Origin of the sequence: Pseudoalteromonas sp. SG41-1 (assembly GCF_014164575.1) — a bacterium.
GTDB lineage: Bacteria > Pseudomonadota > Gammaproteobacteria > Enterobacterales > Alteromonadaceae > Pseudoalteromonas > Pseudoalteromonas rhizosphaerae.
The window spans coordinates 374,077-397,519 of the sequence record NZ_JACJFL010000002.1 but is presented as its reverse complement, the minus strand read 5'-3'; the positions used below and the strand labels follow the sequence as shown (position 1 = coordinate 397,519).

The following is a 23,443-nucleotide window of genomic DNA, read 5'->3' as shown; positions in this document are numbered from 1 at the left end:
TTTGCGGATTAATATTTGTTCAAACTAGGGGCAATTTAATCGCGGCGCGAGGTTTGTAACCTAGTGGGCTAAGTAAAAACCGAGCAAAGCTTCCGCGTCCTGCTCACGCCCCTTACTTACATCCATGTAAGTAACAAAGAGTTAATTACCTCTAGGAAGAACCCTTCGGGCAGCTCCTGTTTGGCATTGATGCTGCGTTATCGCCTATTTATGGGGAATGACCACACCACATAGGCTCTGCTTTGCCTAAATACCAAACAGACTGCTGCAAATTTAACCTTGAAAGGTCAACAGACCCTAGTATGACATAAACATTTTAAGATTAAAGCGCTTATAGACAACACAGCTCACTACTTAACTACATGTTAGCAATCATTATCTTTTGCCAGCTTACTATTTCAACATAATGTAAACCAATACATTAATTGAAACGTATCAATCTGCACCAGTTACTATACGAGTAATATATGTTTTCATTATTTAAGAAAGACCCAACTAAAAAGTTACATAAGCAGCTTTCTATAAAACTAGAACAAGCAATGCATGCCCAACGTAACGGCGATATACGCAAATACTCAGAACTCTCCTTTGAAGCCGATCAAATAGACAAACAAATAATAGAGATAGAAAAACGAGCGAAACAAGATGGTTAATTTAAATTCTTAGGCATTAAATTAAGAACAAGTAGCGAATTACGTAAAAAGCCCATACAAAACTGTATGGGCTTTAAATATAAAAGCGCCCGAACTTCTGGGCGCTTACATTGTTGAATTAAAAAATATTACTGATTAACAACACTTTTCAGTGGGTTTATCGGTTTTGCATTTTCGTCTAATAAGTTCATATCAAAATCAAACTCATCAACACGAATTGCGCGTTCACGTTTTTTGTTGTAATCAATCAGTTTAGCGTATTCTTCTTCAGTGATTACATTTGCTACAAGTGCATTATCAAGAGTAAGTGCAAAACGAATACCTGGTTTGATTGTTTTAGCACGCAAGGCTTTTTTCACTTTTGCGAGTAAATCTAAACAGCCCATTTTCGCTTTATACGCTTGCTCGTTAATGTAATGTCCATCACCTTCAATAGGTTTAACTAAGTGTGTGATTTGCTTTTTAAATGCCGTGTCAAGTTGCGCCTGTGTAGCTAATTCGCGAATTAAGTCATCGCTAATTTTTGGCATTTTAGTCGAATAGTTCATGGTAATAAAACGCATAAACTTACGTGTGCCACTTGCAGGGAAGTTGTCTAAAAACTTATGCAATGCTTGTTCGGCGCTTTGTAATGCAAAACGTGTTGCGTAGTGGAAATATGGCGCTGCTTGCTCGCGTTCACTGCTTGCCACTTTTTGCTCATAATATTTAATTGATGCCATTGCCGCATATAAGAAGCTCATTACATCGCCTAAACGGGCTGATAGCATTTCCGCTTGTTTAAGTTTTCCGCCGAGTACCAGTAACGAAAAATCTGCATATACTGCTAATTTAGCTGATAATTTATGAGCTGCTTTTTCATATTCACGTACTTCTGGAAGTGGTGAATTAGCACCTGCTGTAAATGGTAATACGCCTAAACGAAATGCACGTAAACTGTTTGCTACGCTATAACCCACTGTTTTACGCAGAATGCGGTTAAATTCTTTATCTGCATTTTTATCTTCGCTGTGGATTGATTCAACCATCGATTGTAAATATGGGTGACAACGCATTACACCTTGACCAAAGATCATCAAGTTACGTGTAAGAATGTTGGCGCCTTCAACCGTGATGGCAATTGGCTGTGCAACATAGCCGCTTGCTAACGTATTTTGCGGGCCGTTCTGAATTGCTTTACCAGCTTGAATATCCATTGCTGAGTCAAGCACGTCGCGACCAATTTCAGTCATGTGATATTTTGCAATTGCAGTCACAACCGATGGCTTTAAGCCCATGCCTAAACCTTCGGTTGTAAGTACACGCATTGCTTCTTGTAGGTATGTTTTACCAGCAATATCAGCGAGTTTTTCTTGAATACCTTCAAATTGACCGATTGCTAAGCCAAATTGCTCACGTACCGCAGCATATTCAGACGCACCTTTAAATGCTACCTGAGATGAACTAACACCTAATGCAGGTAATGAAATACCACGGCCAGCGCCTAAACAGCTAACCAACATTTGCCAGCCACGGCCGATGTTCTTTTGCCCACCAATAATGAAGTCCATTGGTACAAATACTTTGTTGCCACGCGTAGTACCGTTGTAAAAACGAATCCCCATTGGATCATGGCGATTACCAAGTTCAACACCTGGGTGCTCTTTTGGAATAAGTGCACACGTAATACCGAGGTTTTCCTTACCACCTAGCAAGCCATTTGGATCAACCACTTTAAATGCTAAACCAAGTACGGTGGCAATTGGCGCAAGGGTGATATAACGCTTGTCCCAAGTGATCTCAAGACCAAGTACTTCTTCGCCGTTGTACATGCCTTTAGTCACAGTACCTAAATCTGGAATGCCACCGGCATCAGAACCAGCCTCTGGGCTTGTGAGTGCAAAACATGGAATGTCACGGCCATTGGCTAGGCGTGGTAAATAATGTGCTTGCTGCTCTTTAGTACCAAAGTGCAGTAGTAACTCACCAGGGCCTAACGAGTTAGGAACCATAACGGTTACTGCAACAGCAGAACTTTTAGTGGCGATTGTGCCAACGATAGTTGAGTTTGCGTAAGGGCTAAACTCTAAACCACCAAATGATTTAGGAATTATCAGTGAAAAGAAACGTTCCTTTTTCAGAAAATCTAAAATGTATTCAGGTAAATGAATGCCATTTTGAATTTCTGTATCGTCGATCATACCCAATAGCTCTTGTAATGGGCCGTCGATAAATGCTTGTTCATCTGCGCTCAATACAGCAGCAGGGACTGCGCGAAGTGCGTTGAAGTCAGGCTTACCTTGGTAAATAGAGCCTTCTAACCACACATCACCCGCATCAAGGGCTTCTTGTTCAGTGATAGAAATACTTGGTAATACTTTTTTTAATTTTGTACGTAAACTCATAATCAACTCATCCGACCAGACAATAATACCTACATTACGTCATAAAAAATGGTTTAGATCAATTACTCTAAGCAATTTTTTAACAGTTTTTTCAATTTATTTATTTTTAGGCTATCTAAGCCATTGAATAAAAAGAGCTAACACTTGTACGCTGAAAAGTATTTAGTTGATTTTTTTTTACTAAAAAACGCTAAAATAATTAAACCTCAGCAACAATAGAAACAAAATGAGGGAAAATAAAGATATGTTAAAGTTTGTGCAAGGTAAGTAGTGTAAGCTTATCGACTGTTAACTAACACTGTTAATCACCACTAAAAGTCGGCTAATTTGCCATTACATAGTTTTATTAATGTATTGGGATCAAGTGCAATTTCAAGGCCGCGTTTACCAGCGCTTACATAAATAATATCAAACTGCTTTGCGCTACTATGGAGGTAAGTTGCTAAGCGTTTTTTTTGCCCTAATGGACTTACGCCACCAAGAATATATCCGGTGCTATTTTCTACCTTTTGTGCAGCGGCCATATGTACTTTTTTAACACCACATGCTTTTGCTAAGAGCTTTAAGTTAACTTGTTGACTCACAGGCGTAATTGCCACTACTAACTGCAATTCATTGGTTTCAAATACCAAGGTTTTGAAAACCTGCTCAGCGGCTAGATTTAACTTTTCAACAGCTTCTAAACCAAAGCTATGTGTACTTGAGTTATGCTCATAACTGAGCAGCTCAAAAGTGGCCTTGTGTTTTTTTAATAATTGTGTGGCTGGCGTCATGACTAACTCCATTGAATTGTTAACTGCTTTAAAATTAACAAAAAAAAGAGTACCAAGGTACTCTTTTTTTAACTATATTCACTCGCTAAATTATATTAACAACAGGGATTAAACGACTCTTTGCAGCCATTTTATTACCATAAATCCGCATAGAGCTTATTGCCAATGCAATAACGACAGCGCACCCGAGTAACCAAAATGCCGAAAACATCGGAGATTGCTTAAAGTTACCCACTTGATACACCACAGAGGCTGTGATGTAAGCAAGCCCTGTTGACCAAGTTGCAACAAATAGCATCCATTTCATTCCAGCTTCTCGGTACATAGCGCCCATCACCGCCACACAAGGTGTATAAAGCAATACAAAAACTAAATAACTGAATGCAGCAAGTTGACTGCTAAATAGGTTTTCCATGGTTGCGAAGGTCGATACATTCACTTCTTGATCAATGGCCGCACTACTTTGATCGCTCACATTAGTGACATTTAAACCCAGTGGATCGAGTAAATTACCGAATACGTCTATTAGGTTTGCAGGAATACTCGCGAACGCCTCAGCCAATTTATCGATGACATTAACTGGCTCTTCATTCACAGCCGCTGCGCCATCTAAATTTGAATATAAACTATCTAAAGTACCAACTACTGCCTCTTTAGCAAATACGCCAGTAAAAATACCGACCGTGGCAGGCCAGTTATCTTGCTCTACCCCGATAGGAGCAAACACCGGTGTTGCAATTTTTGAAATTTCACTGAGCATCGATTTATCTGTGTTGTCATTGCCAAAGGTAAAATCAGTACCTATGGAGCTTAATATTTTTAAAATAACAAACACCACAATTATAGTTTTACCGGCGCGCATACAAAAGCTTTTTAAGCGCTCCCATGCTTTGTAAAGTACGCCTTTTGCCGTTGGCATATGATACGCAGGTAATTCGAGAATAAACGGGGTAAGCGTTGGACTAAACAAGGTATTTTTAAGTACCAAACCGGTTAATACCGCCATAACAATACCTAAAATATACAGTGCAAATACTAAGTTTTGGCCATTAGTGGTAAAAAAGGCAGCGACAAACAAGGCATACACACTTAAGCGCGCGCCACATGACATAAATGGTGACATGGCAATAGTCAGTAAGCGATCTTTATGGGTTTCTAAAGTACGAGTTGCCATTACTGATGGCACGTTACAGCCAAAGCCAACAATTAAAGGCACAAACGCTTTACCCGGTAAACCAATGGCGCGCATTAATCTATCCATGATAAAAGCAGCACGCGCCATATAACCTGAATCTTCAATAAAGGCTAAACAAAAGTATAAAAAGCCAATCACCGGGATAAAGGTGGCAACAAGCTGAATACCACCACCTATACCGTCCGCAAGCAATGCGCGTAGCCAATCAGGTGCGCCTAATGAAGTTAATATTTCACCAAAGCCATCGACTAAAATCGCGCCTACAGCAATATCGAAAAAGTCTATAAATGCGCCGCCAACATTTACCGCAACAGAAAACATTAAATACATGATCCCTAAAAATATTGGGATCCCTAAAAAACGATTGATCACTACCGCATCTATTTTATCGCTAATGGTTTCAGAGGCGATGCCTTTAGTATTTTGAGCAAGTTCAGCCAGTTGATGGGCAAACTCATAACGACCATTGGCAAAAAGCACATCAAGTTCATGGTGATCGGCAAACTGTTCAAATTCAGCTTTTGCCACTGCCAGTGTTTGTTTATCAGCATAGCCAAAACAGCTTTCATCTTGCTCTAATAACCGCAATGACAACCAATCAGTGTCGATGTTTTCTATCGGTTTATTATTGGCAGTAAAACTGGCTGCAATGTTGTTGGCCGCTTGCGTTATTTTTTGCTCATAACTAGGGGTATGCATTGATACTTTTTTAAGTTTAAGCCCTTGTGCAATAAACTCTTTTAAACCTGTAATGTCTGTTTTATTATTTGCACTTAAGGCAATCACAGGGCATCCAAGTTGCTTTTCTAGCGCCTTTGGATCCGTTACTAAACCATTTCGTTTTGCCACATCGACCATATTTAGCACGACAAGTAAAGGTACTTTCATCTCAAGCAGCTGAGCGGTGAGGTATAAATTGCGTTCAAGATTTGATGCATCAAGAATATTGATGATCAGTTGTGATTCACCACTGAGTGCATAGTCACGCGCAATTTTTTCATCTAAAGGGGTTTGTGCATTTACATCTAAAGAATAAGTGCCAGGCAAATCAACTAATTCGACAGTCTGATCAGCCACTTTAAATTGACCAATTTTCTTATCGATGGTCACCCCTGACCAGTTACCTACTTTCTGTTTGCTACCGGTTAACGCGTTGAATAGTGTAGTTTTACCACAGTTTGGGTTACCTATTACGGCAATGTTTGGATTCATACTGCGAGTTCCAAATTAATTGATTGTGCCTCGGATTTACGAAGACTAAGCACGGTACCGCGAACTTTAACAATCATCGGATCGCCAAATGGAGAAAAGCGCAATACGTGGACAGGAGCGCCTGGCGTTAAACCCATTGCAAGTAATTTCTGGCGCAACAAACTCGCATTAGGATCGATGCTTACAACAGAGCCATGTTGGCCAATTACTAATTTGTCTAACGTTAACATGCCATCTCATTTCATTTAATACATCAATGGCGCTGATTTTACGCCGATTATTCAATCATGCAAGTGAGACTAATTATCATATCGATAAGTAATGCAAAATAAAGCAGCAATGGCAGAATTATACCTATATTGGATCCTAAATCTCATTTGATAAGATAAAAATAGCCGTTTAGTGACAAGTGCTTAAGAAGCCTAATCGCTCTGTAAAGGTAGCATTATGAATATGTATTATACCAATCGTGTTAAGTTGCTGACCATTTATAGCGACAGATAAATACAGTGATAACAAGACGTAAATTTTGACATGTAGTTGTTCTACTTGAAAAAATTATAACGCAGTTAGCGCTTTATTTAGCTCGCTAGAATGGTTAAATATTTAAGTCGATTGGTATTACTGCGTGGTTTTCAGCAAAGCTGTAGCCAAATAAAAACCTGAACTCTTGAGGGTCAATCTCTTAACCAGAGTTCAGATTAATAAGCTTTTGTTAGCCAATAAAAAATGGCGCTAATTAGCGCCATTATATAAGTAATGAGTGATTACTTAGTTAAATCATCAAAGAACTTTTTTACACCATCAAAAAAGCCTTTTTCTTTTGGACGGTTTTTAGAACCATCCTTACCCATGCTTTGCTCAAGCTCTTGCAATAACTCGCGTTGGCGTTCATTTAACTTAACGGGTGTTTCTATTACCACTTTACAGATCAAGTCACCAACTGCGCCACTACGGACAGACTTAACACCTTTACCGCGCATACGGAACATTTTGCCCGTTTGACTCTCAGCTGGGATCTTCAATTTAGCACGACCATCTAAAGTCGGTACTTCAATTTCGCCACCAAGAGCAGCCGTTGTAAACCCAATCGGCACTTCACAATATAGGTTATTACCATCACGCTCAAAGATACGGTGTTCACGTACCGATACTTGCACATACAAGTCACCAGCGGGTGCACCATGTACCCCTGCTTCACCTTCACCAGATAAACGAATGCGGTCGCCAGTATCAACCCCGGCTGGGATTTTAACCGATAATGTTTTGGTTTTTTCCACACGGCCTTGACCATGACAGCTATTACATGGATCAGAAATTATCTGACCAGTGCCCTGACAGGTTGGACAGGTTTGTTGCACAGCAAAAAAACCTTGGCGCATTTGCACTTGGCCTGCACCATGACAAGTCGTACATGTTTTCGGTTTAGAACCCGCTTTTGCACCGCTGCCGTCACATGGCTCACAGCTTACCCACGTAGGTACTTTAATTTCTACTTCTTTACCACGAACCGCTTCTTCTAAGCTTAAGTCCATGTTGTAACGTAGGTCTGAACCTCGTTGCTGACGCGATTGACGACGGCCACCACCGCCTCCAAAAATATCACCGAACACGTCACCAAATACATCACCAAAGTCACCATGACCGCCACCAAAGCCGCCATGACCACCACCGCCACCGCCTTGTTCAAACGCAGCATGGCCGTATTGATCATACATTTGACGTTTTTGACTGTCAGTGAGGATCTCGTAAGCTTCTTTTACTTCCTTGAATTTAGTTTCAAGTTCTTTATCGCCTGCGGTACGATCTGGATGATATTTCATCGCTAAGCGTTTATACGCTTTTTTTACGTCTCTTTCGCTGGCGTCTTTTGCCACTCCAAGGACTTCATAATAATCGCGTTTTGACATATCTATCACACTACTCTTTTCTTACTGCAGCATTGCTGCGGATAAATCGATAAATCGTATCGATTTATCATCTAATTTACATGCAAAAGGCGCGTCAAGCTTTAGCCCGCGCGCCTTAGTTGTTCATCCTAACTTAAATTGCGATATCAGTCATCGTGTTTTCAGTTAGGCGAAGCGCTAACAACAATTACTTGTCGTCTTTAACTTCTTCGAACTCAGCATCCACTACGTCGTCATCTTTCTTCGCAGATTGTTGCTGCTCGGCACCGGCGTCACCACCTTGTTGTGCTTTAGCTTGTGCGATTTCCATTAACTTTTGTGACTTTTCAGCAAGCGCTTGAGTTTTTGCTTCAATCTCGTCTTTTTTGTCACTCTTAATCGCAGCTTCTAGCTCAACAACAGCCGCTTCAATCGCTTCTTTGTCTTCGCTTGGTAATGCATCACCCGCTTCTTCGATTTGCTTACGCGTACCATGCACTAATGCATCAGCTTGGTTACGAGCTGCAACTAGCTCTTCAAACTTTTTATCGTCTTCTGCGTGTGCTTCGGCATCACGAACCATTTTTTCAACTTCTTCATCGCTTAAGCCTGAAGATGCTTGAATGGTGATTTTTTGCTCTTTACCTGTATCTTTATCTTTTGCCGATACATGTAAGATACCATCAGCGTCCACATCAAAAGTAACTTCGATTTGTGGTGTACCACGTTGTGCTGGACGAATACCTTCTAGGTTAAATTGACCTAGTGACTTGTTGTCGCTAGCACGTTTACGCTCACCTTGTAATACGTGAATAGTTACCGCAGCTTGGTTATCTTCAGCAGTTGAGAATGTTTGCGATTTCTTCGTTGGAATAGTCGTATTTTTCTCAATTAACGCCGTCATTACAGAGCCCATAGTCTCGATACCTAGAGATAATGGCGAAACATCTAGTAATAGTACATCTTTCACATCACCAGCTAGTACACCACCTTGAATCGCTGCGCCTACGGCTACTGCTTCATCAGGGTTAACATCTTTACGTGGCTCTTTACCGAAGAAATCAGCAACTGTTTTTTGTACTAAAGGCATACGTGTTTGACCACCAACAAGGATGATGTCGTCAATGTCGCTTACTGATAAATCAGCATCAGCAAGGGCACGTTTTAATGGCTCTAGTGACTTCATTACTAAATCTTCAACTAGTGACTCAAGCTTAGCGCGTGTTAGTTTCACGTTCATGTGCTTAGGACCAGTTGCATCAGCAGTTACGTACGGAAGATTTACTTCTGTAGATTGTGCAGATGATAATTCAATTTTTGCTTTTTCAGCTGCTTCTTTAACACGTTGCATTGCAAGTGGATCAGTTTTTAAGTCTAAACCTTGATCTTTTTTGAATTCAGCAACTAAATAGTTGATTACGCGGTTATCGAAATCTTCACCACCTAAGTGAGTGTCACCATTTGTAGCAAGTACTTCAAATGTGTGCTCACCTTCAACTTCATCAATTTCAATGATTGATAAATCGAAAGTACCACCACCTAAGTCATATACTGCAACAACGTTTTCGCCTTTGTTTTTGTCCATGCCATAAGCAAGGGCAGCAGCAGTTGGCTCATTGATGATACGTTTAACTTCAAGACCTGCAATACGCCCAGCATCTTTAGTAGCTTGACGTTGTGAATCGTTAAAGTAAGCAGGTACTGTAATAACCGCTTCAGTTACTGCTTCACCTAAAAAGTCTTCAGCTGTTTTTTTCATTTTTTTCAAAACTTCAGCTGAGATTTGTGGTGCAGCGCGTTTTTCGCCCCCCGCTTCAACCCATGCATCACCATTATCTGCTTTGATAATTTTAAAAGGCATGATGCCGATATCACGTTGTACTTCTTCGTCTTCAAAGCGACGACCAATTAAACGCTTAATTGCAAATAATGTGTTTGTCGGATTAGTAACCGCTTGACGTTTAGCAGATTGACCTACTAAAGTTTCTCCGTCTTGCGTGTAAGCTATAATAGACGGAGTGGTGCGATCGCCTTCCGCGTTTTCAATAACACGTGCTTTGCCACCATCAAGTACTGCAACACAAGAGTTAGTAGTACCTAAGTCGATTCCGATAATTTTACCCATGAAATATCTCCAACTTCAAAATTCATTAATACGTTCGATGACTAGTAGATAGGGATGCCACAAACTTAATTCAACTGTAAAAATGAAAAAAAAGTGCTTTTTTGTAATTTATTTTGCAAATAACCCTAATTAATGTGTGGATTGTCTTTTTTTGCATCATTAGGGGCCATTTCACAATCTGGTCTGATGAGTTTTTATGTGTTATAAAATCACTAATAATTAAAAAATGTCTCAAAGGATCACCATGCATTTTGATCAACTATTAAAGCAAGCGGCACTCATAGGCCAGCTGCCCCATTCTGAACAAGCTCACGCAACGATGCAATTTCCTGCAAACTGGTGTCAAGGTCGAACTGCTTTTGGCGGTTTATCAGCCTCACTACTGTATCAGGCAATGCGTCAACAAATAGAACCAAGTCGTCGTTTGTTGTCTATTAGTACAAATTTTGTAGGTCCTTTGTTAGCAGATACTGATTTTTCCCTCTCAGTTGAAATTTTACGGGAAGGAAAAAGTAGCACACAAGTACTGGCAAAAGCGTTGCAGAACGGCCAAGTAAGCGTGGTCGTACAAGCGTGTTTTGCAAAATCGCGAGATTCAGCCATTGAAGTACCAGTGACAAAAACAATGAGCCTAAAACCGGTTAACGAACGTTACACACTGCCATTTAAATCAGGTGCCATGCCGGAATTTTTCCAACACGTCGCGCTTTGCCCTCAGCAAGGTGGAATGCCGTTTTCAGCAGCCCAAACGTCGCATTTAGGCGGATGGATGAAGTTAAAACAATCGCCAGCAGAACTTAGTGAAGCACATATTATTGCCTTAACGGATGCATGGCCGCCTACTTTATTACAAATGTTTAACCAACCAGCGCCCGCCAGTAGTATGTCGTGGTATTTAGAGTTTGTAAAAACACCGCAGTTGGCAGCCGATGAGTGGCTTGGATTTGAAGCAGAAACTCATCACTGTAAAGATGGCTATGGTTTAGAGGATGGTTGTATTTGGTCACAATCCGGCGAATTGCTTGCGCTTACCCGCCAAACCGTAGCATTATTTGATTGAGCTTGGTTCTACAACCTGAGCATAATCACTGCCATCAAAAGCCATTATTTTACTGTATTGCCCATTTTCAATGATATGGGCAAGTCCCATATCAAAAATCTCTTGTAACACTTTACTGTTAAAATAGGCTGGTCGAGGAGCCTCAGGAAATATCGGGTGTACAGTAATAGGCTTGATTGGGTGCGATTCTTTATATTGCTGTAGATAATATAAAAACACCCGTTTTTCTAGTACCACCACATCAACCCACTCTTTCATTAGATGATCCACTTGCGCAGCTTGGTATACGACTTCTTCATAAGCGCTTAATTTAGTCGTTAATGCTTTAAATGGCGGCGGCAGAAATTCGGTGGCGTTTTGAAAGGCAACAACACTTTTCCCCAGTAGATCATAGACAGTATTAATTTTAAAATTATTTTTACGTAAGCTAATTGCCACATTTTGATACGCCAATAAGCTTTGGCTTGGATAAATCGCAGAAGTGGTGAGCCCCGCATAATTCATCGCAATATCGACCTTCATTTGTTCTAAGGATTGCCCTGCACGTTTATTAGACATATAGACTATATCTAGATTTGTTATACCTTGATCTTTAAACGCAGATTTTAAAATCTGCAACTGCAAGCCGGTATCATCCTCACTAAAGACGTAAGGAGGCAAAGAAGGGCTTACCGCAACGGTAATAATGTCGCTAGATTTTGGCGCAGCTAAACTCAATGCAAAAGTGCTATATAAAACAAAAAAAAACACTATAAAATACTTCATTCACCACCCACAGATAGATGCTTTTTAGCAACTGTAAAATTACATGACAACTTTCTTATTAGGCTAGCCTAGTTAAACCAATTTCGCATTTGTATTTAGCATATAATTGATGCAAACTTGATCTAAGATACTTCTAAGTGGTTATTAATTTGCAAACTGCCTGCCCTAATTGTGACTTGATTATTGATATCCCGCACATAGTTGCAAAACAAATGGCTGTCTGTCCACATTGTCACAGTAAACTATGCGCAGCAAATATAAATTATGACAGCCGTATTGTAGCACTTAGTATTAGTGCTTTACTCATGCTGCTAAGCAGTATGTTTTATCCATTTATCTCATTTAGTAGTAATGGCATTACACAGACGATTACCTTGCCCGATGCCGCTCGTATTTTGTTTAATTACGACAGCAATTTATTAGGCATTTTTATTGATGTTAGTATTATTGGTTTACCAATGGCATTACTCACTATTTTGATCCCACTGCATTTAGGCTTACTTAAAGTACTTCCACAAACGATTGCCAGACGCTTACTCAAATTCACCTTAGCGCTAGAGCCATGGATAATGTCAGAAATATTTTTAATCGGTGTATTGGTCAGCATGGTAAAAATAATGTCGTTAGCGGAAGTCAGCTTTGGCGTTAGTTTTTGGGCCTATGCCGCGTTTGTACTCTTCTATATTGGCTCATTAGCACACTTGAATCGTGCCCGATTATGGGATCAAGTACAGCCTCAGGCTGAAATTGCAGCCGCAAAACTTTCTTATCGTGCCATAGATAGTAACATTCGAGCCTGTCATGTCTGCCATCAACTAAGCGATAGCGAATACTGTTCTCGCTGTAATAGCAAAACCCATATCAGAAACCCCCACAGCGTACAAAAAGCAACGGCATGGTTAATAACTTCAATTGCCTGTTATATTCCGGCAAATTTATTGCCAATAATGTACACCACTAGTTTGGGGGATGAATCCCCCTCAACATTAATTGGTGGGGTAATAACACTGTGGCAAGCTGGCTCATACCCTATTGCATTAATCATTTTTTTAGCGAGTGTAGTAGTACCATTAGCTAAAGCGCTCATTTTAACATTTTTATGCTTTTTGGTTAGCAAACCCGCTAACGGCCAGACAAAAGGCTATACGAAAGTCTATCAATTAACCGAGTTTATTGGTAAGTGGTCTATGATCGATGTATTTGTTGTCGCGATTCTAGTAGCCTTAGTGCAATTAGGAAATTTAATGTCAGTAACGCCAGGTTTAGGCACTGTATTTTTTACTATCATGGTGATTTGCCAAATGCTTGCAGCACACGCGTTTGACCCTCGGCTATTATGGGATTCGCCAAACAATGATAAAAAGACCATAAATTAGAGAAACAGCATGAGTGAAACGGCTAATATAAAAAAAGAACCTATTATTTCTGCGATTTGGATCATACCGGTTATAGCTTTGCTCGTTGGTGTGTGGATGCTTTACCAATACCAAGCTAATAAAGGCGCAACCATTTATATTTCAATGCCTCATGCTGAGGGTATCGTGGCAGGCAAGACTGAAATAAAAGTACGTAGTGTGAAAATCGGCCAAATTGATCACGTTCGCCTCTCTGATACTAAAAACAGTGTGATTGCTCGAGCTCAAATTGATAAACATTATGATGGCTTACTCACGGAAGACGCCAACATCTGGGTAGTAAAACCACGTATTGATGAAACGGGTATCAGCGGTATGAGCACGTTACTATCGGGTGTATATTTAGAATTTTCACCAGGTGAAAGTAGTAAAACAAAAGAGCATTTTAAATTACAAGAAGAGCCAGCGCTGATTGATAAAGATGTCAAAGGCGGTCGCTTTTCATTACTCAGCTATGATGCTGAGGTTATGGATGTCGGCACCGGTATATTTTTTAAGAATTATAAAATTGGTCAAGTTGAAACAGCGACATTTGATTGGAAGAATCAAGCGATGAAGTATGGTATTTTCATCAACGAACCTTATCAAAACCTGATCACCTTAAATTCTATTTTCTGGGTCAATACGGGTGTTGAAATTGATTTATCTGCCGATGGCATTAATGTAAAAACAGGTTCATTAAGCAGGTTATTAAAAGGAGGGATCTCGGTTGGTTTGCCTGAACAACAATCGCCGGGTGATTTTGCTCAAGAAGGTCATAGCTTTTCGCTTAGTAATAGTTACAAAGATGCTCTTGAGGAACGCTTTTATAATTTTGATTATTACCTAATTGAGTTTGAGCAGTCTATTCGAGGTTTACGTGCCGGCGCACCGGTTGAATATCGTGGCATGCGCGTAGGTACTGTTGTAGAAGCACCTGCGAATGTGATGATCGATGGCAAACCCGCACACTTTAGAACTGATAATACTGCAGTGCCCGCTTTAATAAAAATAGAGTATGGCCGTATTTACCATGACAATGCCTCAGCCAAACAATTTTGGCAAAGCAGTGTTGATGGTTGGATCAAAAATGGCATGCGCGCTTCTTTAAAACCAGGCAATTTGCTTACTGGCGCTGTGTATGTCGATTTTGATATCTACCACGATGCCCCAGCTGCTAAGTTAGAAACACTGTCTCAATATCAAGTATTTCCGAGTGTCTCCAGTGGCATTACCGTATTAGCAGATCAAGTGTCTGACGTATTAAATAAAGTAAATAATTTAAAAATTGAAGACAGCTTAGCGCAAATTGATTCCGCGTTTGCTGATTACCAAGCGCTGGCGAATGAAATGCGTACATTGTTAAGTAAACAAGATACCCAAAATTTACCCGGTGATATTAATCGTAATTTTGCTGAAATGACAAAAAGTATGCAGCAATTTGATGTCACCATGAAACAGTTTGAAAAAACCATGGCCAGTTATCAACAAGGCTCCTCATTTCATCAGCAATTACAACAAACACTCTCAGAGTTTAAGCGTTTAAGTGAAGAGCTACAGCCACTCTCGCGTGGCTTAAATGAGCAACCAAATATGTTTATTTTTGATAAATCATTGCCTGCCGATCCAACGCCGAGGAAACAATAATGCGGACATTTTTACGTATACAATTTTTTGCTGTTATTGGGGTGCTATTATTATCAGGTTGTAGCCAATCACTTAATACACCCGTTAAATACTACCAGTTTGAGCAAAGTATTAAACCAATGCAGCGCAGTAGCACTGACACATCAGCTCAATTACGGATCAATACAGTAAGTTTACGAGGCGCATTAAATAACCGTGGTATTGCAATGAAAATGGATAATAATCAGGTCAATGCTGCTAATTATCACTTATGGAGTGAAGCGCCAGATCAAATGCTAACAGCAAGCGCCCATCAAACATTATTTACCACGCTTGATAACTGGATGGTGGTCAAAGGATTACCTGTTATAACAGACAAAGATCAGCAAAGTTATTATGAATTAGAATATGAGCTACATCATTTCAATGGTGATAACCAAGGTAATGCGGATATTTCTGGTTTGTGGCGCCTGTATTATACGTCGTTTGAAAGTGGCCGCTCTTTAAAAGCAATTCATTATTTTAGTGAGGTTAACCCTTTAACTGGTGATGATTACGAAGGCCTTGTCGAAAGCTTAGAGCAAAACTGGCAGAATATTAATCAACAGGTAGCAACCACCCTGAGCGTTCTTATTCAAGAATAAACACCACTAAAGCAGTGCCATCATTATTAAGCACTGCTTTGCCTATATACCCAAACCCGAGTTTATTTAATAACCCATGCGAAGCGGTATTGTCAGCATCGGCTATCGCGGCAATGTAGCTGAACTTACCTTGATACGCGTGTAATAGTTTTGCAGCCGCTTCATAGGCACTGCTAGTGCTTCTCGTTGGAACAAGCCCACCATGCCCATGGCAATGCCTTGTTTATTTGCCGCAATATAAGGTCCAAAACCTTGCTGTTGGTGGCCATCAATAAAGGTTTTTTGTAAATAATCTTCGGCTTGTTGTTTGGTATAAATGCCTTTATCAGCAATATAACGATAAAAACTCGGCTGATTTAATAAACTCAAGATAAACGACGCATCACTTAGCTGGCCATGGCGAAGAATTAAACGTTGCGTATTCATATCTCGTTTTCCTATTAATGATAGTGATCGTTTAAGCTAAATTAAAATGCAGCACTATCAACTGTACCAGTATAATTTAAACAGGCTGCGACTCTATATTGTTGAACCTTGGAAAGCTCCGACAATTTATAATAACGATGTGCTAAGTGTTCATCGCTGAGCGTGATCACAGCATCTTTTAACAAACTAACTCTAAAAATAAAAGCATGAGAATTAAACGCTTTGTGATAATAAATACCGGTTAAGTGTTCAATTTTCACTTCACAGCCGAGCTCTTCTTGGCATTCGCGTATGAGTGCTTGATGTACAGTTTCACCGACATCTAAGGCGCCACCAGGTAATCCCCAGCTTAGCTCGCCATAGCTTGCCTTTAGCAGCAAAACCTCCCCGCTGGCATTAGTGATCACCCCATGGGCGCTGAGTCGATAAAAATCTGTAAATGCCATCTTTCCCCCTAAGTTGATAACCTTAAACAATAACAAAAAGCCCCGCAATTGCGAGGCTTAAAGATTATGAATCACGGTTAATAATTAATCATGGCTAATTTTCACTACCTGCTTTCCGGTAAAGCCACCAGCAATTTGTTTATTCAGCGCCTGTGAAATACTACTGGCGTTAAATTCAACCTCAATGATCTGCGGTATTTTGATACTGCCACTGGCTAAATTGTCTAGCAATAAATTGCCCATAAAACTCATTTTTTGCTGAGCACATAAACTGTTTGCTAACCACGCTCCACCTAAAGAAACAATACCTATATTTGGCGCACGTCTGAACATCAGCTCCTGCTCAAACTTAGGCAGTGGATTTAAGCACGCAATACGGCCACAAAAACGCATTAATTCAACATTACGCACCGTGGTTTCACCACCAATCGAATCGAGCACCGCATCAAAGCCTTGTGGACCAAGTTCTTTACGAATTTTATCGCTAAGCTTTTTATCGTTGTAATCAAACACCACATCAGCACCCAATTGTTTAACAAGCTTATGGTTGCGTTTGCTCGCGGTGGTAAATACCGTAGCACCACGTTGTTTGGCAAATTGAATGGCGAACTGACCGACGGCCCCCGCACCAGCTTCAATTAAAAGTGAATCACCTTCGGTTAATTGCAGTTTATCAAGAGCTATTAATGCCGACATCCCTGCGCAGGGTAATGTCGCGGCTTGCTGTAACGTAACGCTATCAGGAATTTGCGATACAGCAAAGTTAGGCACTTTAGCGTATTGTGATAACACCCCTTGGTCGCCAACATTACCATGCCACATAACCCGAGTACCGACACTTGGAAATACCCCTTTAGTGGCTTTTACCACCACCCCTACAGCATCAAGGCCTAGGGTATGAGGATAGTGCCATTTACAAAAACCTTGTTTAGCAAAATACGCATCAACCGGATTCAACGCAACATACTCAACCTTTATCAACAATTCGTTGTCTACAACATCAGGCACCGGCAATTCAAGCTCAGATAAATTAATCTGTTCATTAGGTTCAAGTAACGCAATCGCACGCATTGTCGCGGGGATTGTTGATAAAAGATCAGTATGTGGCATCAAAAACTCAACTTAACTTAATTAACTAACGCATAACTCCAACGACCATTAAATACTTGGTAAGTGTCTACTTTAGCAAGTAATGATGAAATCGTTGAGTCAATTGCATTTTCCTGCGCTATTAAAACATCCTGTCGCGCATCTAACAACTCTAAGTAAGGTATTTGCCCTTCTTGGTACATCGCCTGCGCTTGTAAAAAGGCATTATTAGCAAACTCATAACGTGCTTTGGCATAGCCTAGTTGTTGAGTTTGTTTGACTAATAACTGCAGTGAAAGTTCACTCTGCGCTAATGCCTCCAACACCACTTGTTGATATTGGCTGTAAGCGGCTTCACTGAGATATTGCTGAGCATCACGTTGCGCCAATAACGCAGGGTAGCTCAATAATGACCACTGAATGCTTGGGGCAACTTGCCATTGCTGCGTAGTGTCAGAAAGCTGGTTGTTATCTAAGCTCAATACACCTGCAAACGCCGTTAAACTGATATCAGGTAATAATGCTTTACTCGCAGCCACGCTTAATGAATTAGCTTGGCTAAATTCAAATAATGCTTGGCTAATATCAGGACGCAGTGCAATGGCATCACTTGGGGTGGCTAAACTTACAGTAAATGCATGCTCAAACAGCGCTTGCTCATCAACTAAGGTTAGATCAGCAGGTAACTGCCCTGTTAACGTCGCAAGCGTTGCTAGATCACGAAATTGCGCGTATTCAATATCTGGCAACAAAGCTTGCTGCTGCTTCAATTGTGCTAAGGTTCGATTTAAATCAAGCTCATTAGCGACCCCTTCCTCAACGCGAGCCCGCAGAACCGCAATACTTTGCTCTAATGCTTCAATTTGTAGGTTAATGATCTGCTGTTTTTGCTTATTACCTTGAAAACTGACAAACCCTTTTACCACAGAGGTAACAACTTCAATATGCAAAGCGCGCAATTGTTCCGCTTGACTCATTGCCCCTGCATTCGCAGCATCAACAAGCGCAGTTACTTTACCAAATAAATCAAGTTGCCAATCAAGGTTAACATTGGCTTCCGATTGACGCGTGTTAACGTTACCAGTACTTGAGCGAGTGGCATCAACTGCCACTGCACCTTGGGGAAGATACTGTGCTTTTTGCCCACCTAAACGAGCAAGCGCGCTTTGTAACTGCAACTGACTAGTGTGCAAATCATGATTATTAGCGCGCGCACTGATCACAAGATTATTTAACTGGGTTGAATTTAATTGTTGCCACCAGTTAAGCTCATCTTGACCTTGTAATTGTGCTGCGATTTGTGTTGTTGCAACAAATTCTTGTAGCTGATTTTGCTGTTGCTGCTCATCAATTTTACTGGCGCAGCCACTTAATAAACCCGCCACAACAAGAGCGGTTAACTTATACTTACTCATTAATTTGCTCCTGCGTAGTCACTTTACGGGTTTTAGTTACCAAAATATAAAATACAGGGGTAAATAATAAACCAAACACGGTTACACCAATCATACCCGAGAACACTGCGTTGCCCATTGCATGGCGCATTTCTGCTCCAGCTCCCGTTGCTAATACTAAGGGAATGACACCCGCAGTAAAGGCAATTGACGTCATTAAGATAGGTCGTAAACGCATCCGACAAGCTTCTAAAATAGCGTCAAAATGACTCAACCCATGGTTATTTTTATCGCGTGCAAACTCCACCATTAAAATGGCATTTTTAGAAGCCAAGGCAACCAATACAATCAATGCTATTTGCGTGAAAATATTATTATCAGCGCCAACCAACCATACACCCATTAATGCTGAGAATATTGTCATTGGTACAATAAGAATAATAGCCAGTGGGAGACGTAAGCTTTCATACTGCGCAGCCAATACCATGAACACTAATAACACCACTAATGGGAATACGTAGACCATGGTATTACCCGCAAGAATTTGCTGAAAAGTAACTTCGGTCCATTCGTACTCAATACCCGTAGGTAAATTATCAGCCAAGATCAGCTCAATTGCCTGCTGTGCTTGATCTGAACTGTAACCAGGCGCTGGACTACCATTAAGCTCTGCACTTGGGTAACCATTGTAATGCATCACTCGATCAGGACCTGTTGTAGGCGTTGCCGTTAATACCGAGCCCAATGGCACCATATTCCCTTGGTTATTGCGCACTTTTAGATTCAATATTTGTTCTGGATCAAGGCGGAAATCAGCATCAGCTTGGGCATTAACTTGGTACGTACGGCCAAATAAATTAAAGTCATTAACGTACATTGAGCCCAAATACACTTGCAACGCATTAAATACTTCATCCAATGGAATACCTTGAATAAGCGCTTGCTCTCGGTCGATATCAATATCCATTTGTGGTACTTGAATTCTAAAACTTGAATAGAGCCCCATTAACGCAGGATCTTGCTGAGCTTTAGTAATCACCGTTTGCAAACTGTTAAATAGTGTTTCAAAGCCTTTATTACCGCGATCTTCAATTTGCAGTTTAAACCCACCCGTGGTGCCTAAACCTTGAATTGGCGGCGGTGGGAATACAGCCACAAATGCTTCATCAATGGCACTAAAACGCTGGTTTAACTGTGCCGCAATAGCCATCGCCGATTTACTCGGATCGCTTCGCTCACTAAAGGCTTCTAGCGGTGTAAATACAATGGCGCTATTAGGACTGTTAGTAAAACCATTTACCGACAAGCCAGGAAAGGCAACTGTGTTTGCAACACCAGGTACTTGCAGTGCAATTTCTTGCATTTGCCTAACCACATCTTGAGTACGGTCTAAACTCGCTGCATCAGGTAATTGTGCTATCGCAACTAAATACTGCTTATCTTGTGCAGGAATAAAACCACCCGGCACGGCATCAAATAGCTTAATTGTTCCGCCTAATAAAACCACGTATGCAATCACCACTACCACGCTCATGCGCATTAGTTTTTGTACCAGCTTTTGATAGCCTTTGGCGCCACGGTCAAATACTCGATTAAAGGGTGCAAATAACCAGCGACCAAATAAACGATTTAATAAACGCGTCAGCGCATCCGGTTTAGCATCATGGCTTTTAAGTAATAGTGCCGCCAACGCCGGTGATAAAGTTAATGAGTTAAATGCTGAGATAACCGTTGAAATAGTAATAGTTAACGCAAACTGTTTATAAAATTGACCTGATAAACCACTAATAAACGCGGTAGGAATAAACACTGCACACAACACTAACGCAATCGCGATTATAGGCCCTGTCACTTCAGTCATCGCCACGCGCGTTGCTTCCAGAGGTGATAAACCTTGTTCAATGTTACGTTCAACGTTTTCGACCACCACAATAGCATCATCGACCACAATACCTATGGCAAGTACTAAACCAAATAACGACAGCGTATTGATCGAGACCCCTAACCACTGCATCACCGCAAAAGTACCAATTAGTGAAACTGGCACAGCTATAAGCGGAATAATCGAAGCACGCCAGGTTTGTAAAAATAACACCACTACAATTACCACTAACGCGATAGCTTCAAGTAACGTTTTGATCACCGCATCAATCGAACCGCGAACAAATACCGTAGGGTCGTAGACAATGTCGTACTCAACACCAGCTGGAAAATCTTTCGATAAACGCGCCATGGTTTCGCGTACTTGATCTGAAAGCTCAATCGCATTAGAGCCAGGACGTTGAAATATCGGCATCGCCAGTGCTGGTTGATTATCAAGTTCAGCTCTAAGTGAGTAAGTATTTTGGCCTAAATCGACACGTGCAACATCGCTTAGACGTGTTAATTGACCTTGTTCACCCACTTTAATGATCACTTGCTGAAACTCTTCAATACTGTTTAAGCGTCCTTTTACATTTAACAATATTTGAAATTGACTGTCTGTTGAAGCAGGTTGTGCACCTAAGCTACCCGCTGCAACTTGTTGGTTTTGCGCACGCAATGCGTTGACGACGTCCATTGCGGTTAATTCTCGTGCCGCTAATGCATCGGGATTAAGCCACACTCGCATTGAATATTGACCACCACCAAATAATTTTACATCGCCTACGCCACTCAAACGTGCAATTTGGTCTTTCACATATAAGTCAGCGTAATTAGATAGATACGCTGTATCATGTGTTTTTTCCGGTGAGAATAAGTGCACCACCATGGTTAGATCCGGTGATGATTTTTCAGCGACGACGCCTAAGCGCTGCACTTCTTGTGGTAGTCGCGGCAAAGCACTGTTAACCCGATTTTGTACTTGTACTTGCGCACGATCTAAATCCGTTCCCAATGAAAACGTTACCGTCAGTGTCATACGCCCATCACTGGTCGCCTGGGAAAACATATACAACATGTTTTCAGTACCATTGATCTCTTGCTCCAATGGAGTGGCCACAGTTTGTGCTATTACGGTTGGATTTGCTCCTGGGTAGTTCGCAGTTACCACAACTGTCGGCGGAACAACTTCAGGATACTCACTGACCGGCAGTTGAAACAACGAAATACCACCGGCAATTAAAATCACCAATGACAGCATGGCTGCAAATATCGGTCGTTGAATAAAAAAGTGAGAAAATTTCATTATTCGTCCTACTTCTTAGCCATAAGTGTGTGCTGCGCCGTTGGCGATAACGTAAAAGCAACACCGGTGGTGTCTAGGGTCACTGTATTAGGTGAAATCGGCATGCCAGGTCCAACACGCGCAGGACCATTAACCGCAATCACATCGCCAGCTTTTAAGCCCGAGGTAATAGCGCGAAAACTGCCATAGCGCTCACCGGTTGTAACCAGTTTATATTCAAGAATATTGCCTTCACCTACAGTGAGCACAAAGCGATTTTTCAAATCGGTGCCAATTGCTCTATCAGGCACAATAACTTGCTCTGTAACGTCATTGGCCGCTAACTTAATACGTGCAAATGAACCGGCGCGTAAGGCGGTATTTTCATCAAATCGTGCACGAACTCGCAAAGTACCTGTTGCTGCATTGATTTGATTATCAATAAAGTCGATATAACCGGTGTGTGCAAAGCCATTTTGACCCACTTTTTGCATGACTACTTGCTGATGAGCAGCGGCGGTTACTTCATCAAATGAACTATTCCAAGTACGTTCATCAACATCAAAGTAAGCATACATAGTTTGATTTGATACGATTGAAGTCAGTACACTTTGCCCTGCAAGCACATTATTACCTTTGGTAATATTTGCACGCGAGATCACACCATCAATGGGTGAACGTATATCTGTAAATTCTAAATCTAAATTAGCTGCAATTAGCTGGGCTTTTAAGGCCGCAAGTTGTGCTTCACGTTGGCGTAACGTTGAGGTACGTGATTCCGCTTGCTCTGTTGAAATCGCTTTTCGCTCGGTTAATCGCACCGCTCTTTTAGCTTCACTTTGCGCTTGCGATAAAGCGGCTTCAGCACTGACTACTTGTGCCTCTAAACTTGCTACAACCGCAGCATATGGGCGAGCGTCAAGTTTAAACAGTAAGTCACCCTGTTTAACCTCGTCGCCCTCATTAAACGCAATATGCTCAATAACTCCGGCAACACGTGGCATAAGTGATACTTCTTCCGGCGCTTCTAAACGCGTAGTGTAGGTGTGCCAGTTTTGCACTGGCTTAATGATCACTGAGGCAACATCTATTGGTTGAAGATGTGGTTGATTGCTCTGTTGAGCAGGCTCTTCTGCACAACCGGTGAGGGCAAGTGATGCCCCTAAAACTGCAATAGCTATTAAGTGTTTGTTCATGACGACGCTCCATTTAGTGTATTT

Annotated in this window: 18 protein-coding genes; 5 read left to right on the top strand and 13 right to left on the bottom strand. The window is 41.1% G+C overall.

All coding sequences use genetic code 11. From position 1 onward, the window contains the following. Window positions 1-467: 467 nt before the first annotated feature. Window positions 468-653, top strand: coding sequence for a DUF6435 family protein (locus H5203_RS03145; RefSeq protein WP_182819365.1), 186 nt, complete (start codon window positions 468-470; stop codon window positions 651-653). 128 nt (window positions 654-781) lie between these two features. Here H5203_RS03145 and H5203_RS03140 read toward each other — a convergent pair whose 3' ends face one another. The 6 genes from H5203_RS03140 to dnaK all read right to left on the bottom strand — a co-directional run bounded on the left by H5203_RS03140 (window position 782) and on the right by dnaK (window position 10,231). Beyond that, window positions 782-3,037, bottom strand: coding sequence for an acyl-CoA dehydrogenase (locus H5203_RS03140; protein WP_145236077.1), 2,256 nt, complete (start codon window positions 3,035-3,037; stop codon window positions 782-784). Between the two features lie 311 nt (window positions 3,038-3,348). Continuing rightward, window positions 3,349-3,810 (bottom strand): Cys-tRNA(Pro) deacylase, encoded by a 462-nt coding sequence (gene ybaK, locus H5203_RS03135; protein ID WP_145236081.1) that lies wholly within the window; start codon window positions 3,808-3,810, stop codon window positions 3,349-3,351. A gap of 85 nt (window positions 3,811-3,895) precedes the next feature. Then, window positions 3,896-6,217 carry a Fe(2+) transporter permease subunit FeoB gene (gene feoB / locus H5203_RS03130; protein ID WP_182819364.1) on the bottom strand — a complete coding sequence of 774 codons (2,322 nt, stop codon included), beginning with the start codon at window positions 6,215-6,217 and terminating at the stop codon, window positions 3,896-3,898. Then, window positions 6,214-6,447 (bottom strand): FeoA family protein, encoded by a 234-nt coding sequence (locus H5203_RS03125; protein WP_145236087.1) that lies wholly within the window; start codon window positions 6,445-6,447, stop codon window positions 6,214-6,216. Before H5203_RS03125 ends, feoB begins: the two co-directional genes overlap by 4 nt. 537 nt (window positions 6,448-6,984) lie before the next feature. Then, window positions 6,985-8,127 carry a molecular chaperone DnaJ gene (dnaJ, locus tag H5203_RS03120; RefSeq protein WP_145236090.1) on the bottom strand — a complete coding sequence of 381 codons (1,143 nt, stop codon included), beginning with the start codon at window positions 8,125-8,127 and terminating at the stop codon, window positions 6,985-6,987. A 187-nt stretch (window positions 8,128-8,314) separates the two neighbouring features. Beyond that, window positions 8,315-10,231, bottom strand: a complete 1,917-nt coding sequence (gene dnaK / locus H5203_RS03115) for a molecular chaperone DnaK (RefSeq protein ID WP_182732509.1) — start codon at window positions 10,229-10,231, stop codon at window positions 8,315-8,317. Window positions 10,232-10,475: 244 nt separating this feature from the next. Between dnaK and H5203_RS03110 the strand changes: the two genes are divergently transcribed. Then, complete coding sequence (locus H5203_RS03110) at window positions 10,476-11,291, top strand: thioesterase family protein (RefSeq protein ID WP_182819363.1); 816 nt, start codon at window positions 10,476-10,478, stop codon at window positions 11,289-11,291. On the opposite strand, the gene H5203_RS03105 is transcribed toward H5203_RS03110, so the two are convergent. Continuing rightward, window positions 11,280-12,056: an ABC transporter substrate-binding protein gene (locus H5203_RS03105; protein ID WP_145236099.1), complete on the bottom strand. Its 777-nt coding sequence runs from the start codon at window positions 12,054-12,056 to the stop codon at window positions 11,280-11,282. The genes H5203_RS03110 and H5203_RS03105 overlap by 12 nt on opposite strands. A gap of 149 nt (window positions 12,057-12,205) precedes the next feature. Here H5203_RS03105 and H5203_RS03100 point away from each other — a divergent pair, with 149 nt between their 5' ends. From H5203_RS03100 to H5203_RS03090, 3 genes are read left to right on the top strand one after another with little or no spacing between them, the layout of a single operon-like run. Beyond that, a complete protein-coding gene (locus H5203_RS03100) occupies window positions 12,206-13,432 on the top strand; it encodes a paraquat-inducible protein A (protein WP_145236310.1) in 1,227 nt (408 codons plus the stop codon). 9 nt (window positions 13,433-13,441) lie between these two features. Next, on the top strand, window positions 13,442-15,097 hold the full coding sequence (gene pqiB, locus H5203_RS03095; protein ID WP_182734109.1) for an intermembrane transport protein PqiB: 1,656 nt from the start codon (window positions 13,442-13,444) through the stop codon (window positions 15,095-15,097). Beyond that, a complete protein-coding gene (locus tag H5203_RS03090; protein WP_182758522.1) occupies window positions 15,097-15,720 on the top strand; it encodes a membrane integrity-associated transporter subunit PqiC in 624 nt (207 codons plus the stop codon). The genes pqiB and H5203_RS03090 overlap by 1 nt, the downstream gene beginning before the upstream one ends. 102 nt (window positions 15,721-15,822) lie before the next feature. Here H5203_RS03090 and H5203_RS03085 read toward each other — a convergent pair whose 3' ends face one another. The 6 genes from H5203_RS03085 to H5203_RS03060 form a co-directional block, all read right to left on the bottom strand. Continuing rightward, window positions 15,823-16,146 carry a GNAT family N-acetyltransferase gene (locus H5203_RS03085; protein WP_182758521.1) on the bottom strand — a complete coding sequence of 108 codons (324 nt, stop codon included), beginning with the start codon at window positions 16,144-16,146 and terminating at the stop codon, window positions 15,823-15,825. Window positions 16,147-16,187: 41 nt separating this feature from the next. Then, window positions 16,188-16,592: an NUDIX hydrolase gene (locus H5203_RS03080; RefSeq protein ID WP_182819362.1), complete on the bottom strand. Its 405-nt coding sequence runs from the start codon at window positions 16,590-16,592 to the stop codon at window positions 16,188-16,190. An 84-nt stretch (window positions 16,593-16,676) separates the two neighbouring features. Then, window positions 16,677-17,702 carry a zinc-binding dehydrogenase gene (locus tag H5203_RS03075; RefSeq protein WP_145236115.1) on the bottom strand — a complete coding sequence of 342 codons (1,026 nt, stop codon included), beginning with the start codon at window positions 17,700-17,702 and terminating at the stop codon, window positions 16,677-16,679. Between the two features lie 17 nt (window positions 17,703-17,719). After that, window positions 17,720-19,096, bottom strand: a complete 1,377-nt coding sequence (locus H5203_RS03070) for a TolC family protein (RefSeq protein ID WP_182819361.1) — start codon at window positions 19,094-19,096, stop codon at window positions 17,720-17,722. Beyond that, window positions 19,089-22,244, bottom strand: a complete 3,156-nt coding sequence (locus H5203_RS03065) for an efflux RND transporter permease subunit (RefSeq protein ID WP_149980116.1) — start codon at window positions 22,242-22,244, stop codon at window positions 19,089-19,091. The genes H5203_RS03070 and H5203_RS03065 overlap by 8 nt, the downstream gene beginning before the upstream one ends. An 8-nt stretch (window positions 22,245-22,252) precedes the next feature. After that, window positions 22,253-23,419: an efflux RND transporter periplasmic adaptor subunit gene (locus tag H5203_RS03060; protein WP_149980115.1), complete on the bottom strand. Its 1,167-nt coding sequence runs from the start codon at window positions 23,417-23,419 to the stop codon at window positions 22,253-22,255. Window positions 23,420-23,443 lie beyond the last annotated feature (24 nt).

Bases quoted from the DNA above. Each gene is read 5' to 3' on its own strand.
- H5203_RS03110 (WP_182819363.1), top strand. From the start codon at position 10,476: ATGCATTTTGATCAACTATTAAAGCAAGCGGCACTCATAGGCCAGCTG.
- feoB (WP_182819364.1), bottom strand. From the start codon at position 6,217: ATGAATCCAAACATTGCCGTAATAGGTAACCCAAACTGTGGTAAAACT.
- pqiB (WP_182734109.1), top strand. From the start codon at position 13,442: ATGAGTGAAACGGCTAATATAAAAAAAGAACCTATTATTTCTGCGATT.
- H5203_RS03105 (WP_145236099.1), bottom strand. From the start codon at position 12,056: ATGAAGTATTTTATAGTGTTTTTTTTTGTTTTATATAGCACTTTTGCA.
- H5203_RS03140 (WP_145236077.1), bottom strand. From the start codon at position 3,037: ATGAGTTTACGTACAAAATTAAAAAAAGTATTACCAAGTATTTCTATC.
- H5203_RS03090 (WP_182758522.1), top strand. From the start codon at position 15,097: ATGCGGACATTTTTACGTATACAATTTTTTGCTGTTATTGGGGTGCTA.
- dnaK (WP_182732509.1), bottom strand. From the start codon at position 10,231: ATGGGTAAAATTATCGGAATCGACTTAGGTACTACTAACTCTTGTGTT.
- H5203_RS03085 (WP_182758521.1), bottom strand. From the start codon at position 16,146: ATGAATACGCAACGTTTAATTCTTCGCCATGGCCAGCTAAGTGATGCG.
- H5203_RS03065 (WP_149980116.1), bottom strand. From the start codon at position 22,244: ATGAAATTTTCTCACTTTTTTATTCAACGACCGATATTTGCAGCCATG.
- dnaJ (WP_145236090.1), bottom strand. From the start codon at position 8,127: ATGTCAAAACGCGATTATTATGAAGTCCTTGGAGTGGCAAAAGACGCC.
- ybaK (WP_145236081.1), bottom strand. From the start codon at position 3,810: ATGACGCCAGCCACACAATTATTAAAAAAACACAAGGCCACTTTTGAG.
- H5203_RS03070 (WP_182819361.1), bottom strand. From the start codon at position 19,096: ATGAGTAAGTATAAGTTAACCGCTCTTGTTGTGGCGGGTTTATTAAGT.
- H5203_RS03080 (WP_182819362.1), bottom strand. From the start codon at position 16,592: ATGGCATTTACAGATTTTTATCGACTCAGCGCCCATGGGGTGATCACT.
- H5203_RS03075 (WP_145236115.1), bottom strand. From the start codon at position 17,702: ATGCCACATACTGATCTTTTATCAACAATCCCCGCGACAATGCGTGCG.
- H5203_RS03125 (WP_145236087.1), bottom strand. From the start codon at position 6,447: ATGTTAACGTTAGACAAATTAGTAATTGGCCAACATGGCTCTGTTGTA.
- H5203_RS03060 (WP_149980115.1), bottom strand. From the start codon at position 23,419: ATGAACAAACACTTAATAGCTATTGCAGTTTTAGGGGCATCACTTGCC.
- H5203_RS03145 (WP_182819365.1), top strand. From the start codon at position 468: ATGTTTTCATTATTTAAGAAAGACCCAACTAAAAAGTTACATAAGCAG.